General features: G+C 68.5%; 1 protein-coding gene. It reads right to left on the bottom strand.

Annotated features, from left to right (window positions below; translation table 11 throughout):
- Positions 1–3 precede the first annotated feature (3 nt).
- Positions 4–1,411, bottom strand: a 1,408-nt coding sequence (locus tag UK12_RS32570; protein ID WP_045306817.1) for a (Fe-S)-binding protein, incomplete at its 5' end; no start/stop codon positions are given.

The raw sequence follows: 1,411 nt of genomic DNA, 5'->3' as shown, positions 1-1,411 counted from the left end.
GGCTCAGACCTCGGCCGGCTCCGGCTCGGTGGGCTGGGCCTTGACCGAGTCGAGCAGCAGCTGGGCGACGTCGACCACCTTCAGGTGCTCCTTGGCGGCGCCCTCGTTCTTCTTGCCGTTGACCGAGTCGGAGAGCATCACCAGGCAGAACGGGCAGGCGGTGGAGACGATGTCGGGGTTGAGCGACAGCGCCTCGTCCACGCGCTCGGTGTTGATGCGCTTGCCGATCCGCTCCTCCATCCACATCCGCGCGCCGCCGGCGCCGCAGCAGAAGCCGCGCTCCTTGTGGCGGTGCATCTCCTGCTGGCGCAGCCCGGGGACCTTGTCCATGATCTCGCGCGGCGGGCTGTAGACCTTGTTGTGGCGGCCCAGGTAGCAGGGGTCGTGGTAGGTGATCAGGCCCTCGACCGGGTTGACCGGGACGAGCTTGCCCTCGTCGATCAGGTGCTGCAGCAGCTGGGTGTGGTGGATGACCTCGAAGTGGCCGCCCAGCTGCGGGTACTCGTTGGCGATGGTGTTGAAGCAGTGCGGGCAGGTGGCGACGATCCGCTTGAGCGGGGCGTCCTCCAGCGCGGCGTTCAGCGTCTCGACGTTCTGGGCGCCGAGCATCTGGAAGAGGAACTCGTTGCCCAGGCGGCGGGCGGAGTCACCGGTGCAGGATTCCTCCTTGCCGAGGATCGCGAACTTGACGCCCGCCGTGTGCAGCAGCTCCGCGAAGGCCTTGGTGGTCTTCTTGGCGCGGTCCTCCAGGGCGCCGGCGCAGCCGACCCAGTAGAGGTACTCGACCTCGGCGGGGTCGATGTCCTGGCCGATCACCGGCACCTCGATGCCGGTCTCCTTCTTGAGCTCCTTGACCCAGTCCAGGCGTGCCTTGGTGGCCATGCCCCACGGGTTGCCCTTGTTCTCCAGGTTCTTGAGCATCGTCCCGGCCTCGGTCGGGAAGGAGGACTCGATCATCACCTGGTAGCGGCGCATGTCGACGATGTGGTCGATGTGCTCGATGTCCACCGGGCACTGCTCGACGCAGGCGCCGCAGGTGGTGCAGGACCAGAGCACGTCCGGGTCGATCACGCCGCCCTCTTCGGCGGTGCCGACCAGCGGGCGCTCGGCCTCGGCGAGGGCCGCCGCGGGGACACCGGCGAGCTGCTCGGACGTGGCCTGCTCGCTGCCCTCCATGTCCTTGCCGCCACCGGCCAGCAGGTACGGCGCCTTGGCGAAGGCGTGCTCCCGCAGGCTCATGATCAGCAGCTTCGGCGAGAGCGGCTTGCCGGTGTTCCAGGCCGGGCACTGCGACTGGCAGCGGCCGCACTCGGTGCAGGTGGAGAAGTCGAGGATGCCCTTCCAGGAGAAGTGCTCGACCTGGGAGGCACCGAAGACGGCGTCCTCGGCCGGGTCCTCGAAGTCGATCGGC

The organism is Saccharothrix sp. ST-888 (assembly GCF_000955975.1).
In the GTDB taxonomy this organism is placed as follows: Bacteria; Actinomycetota; Actinomycetes; order Streptomycetales; family Streptomycetaceae; genus Kitasatospora.
This window is presented reverse-complemented; position numbering and strand designations above follow the sequence as displayed.